1 protein-coding gene is annotated in these 733 nt (G+C 52.3%); it reads right to left on the minus strand.

All coding sequences use genetic code 11. The annotated features are described in order from the left end of the window. Positions 1–53: 53 nt before the first annotated feature. Positions 54–733: RNA-guided endonuclease InsQ/TnpB family protein (locus NW826_RS10640; protein WP_414510108.1), on the minus strand; the 680-nt coding region annotated here is incomplete at its 5' end.

A 733-nucleotide genomic window follows, 5' to 3' on the forward strand; every position in this document is an offset into this window, starting at 1 on the left:
CAGACATGGTAACGGTTACTGAGCTCTGCCCACTCCTTGTGAACAGCACCGCACTAAGGACTCCGTCCCGCTGACGCGAACGGACAGCGCTGAGACGGCTTGAGGGTTTGTGTAGGAAGAAACAAGACCAGACCACCTTTCTGCTCGATTTTGTAGGTCAGCATTTGGTTCAACGCACCAAACCCCACCGACAAAATAGACTTGTTTAGTCCGGCCTTGCGCTTCTTCCCTTTACCCTTAGCTTGACGGGTCATGTTCTTGACGTTGAGCTTTTCGGTTACCCCGATGTCATAACGACGGGCAATCTCTGAGGTAACCTTGTGTTGCCAATCTCTACGCTGGCGAGCAACCTTGGCTTGGAGCTTAGCCTCTAGCCGGTTGATTTTCTTCCATCTCCTAGAAGCCTTCACCCCCTTCCTAGGTGCACGCTTCCGCCGTTTGAGCTTGGCAACCTTGCGAACTTTCTCCTCACTCCTCTGCGTAAACCGAGGATTAGCAACCTCATGGAACTCACTCCCGTCGTATAGGGTTATGGCGGTCTCGGTGCCCAAATCGTAGGCAACGATAGATTCATACTTCAAATCTGACCGGGAACCAAACTTAGGCCGAGGTACTTCTACCTCTACAGTGAAGGAAGCATTCCACTGCCGCAAAGTTGGCTTGTAGACAATAGTTAGCGTGGTAGGTTTCCCCCAGTCCTTGGCTTTGCCCCGCATCCTCAGGGTAATGCCCA

The organism is Synechococcus sp. OH20, from assembly GCF_047502685.1.
Taxonomy (GTDB): Bacteria; Cyanobacteriota; Cyanobacteriia; order Thermostichales; family Thermostichaceae; genus Thermostichus.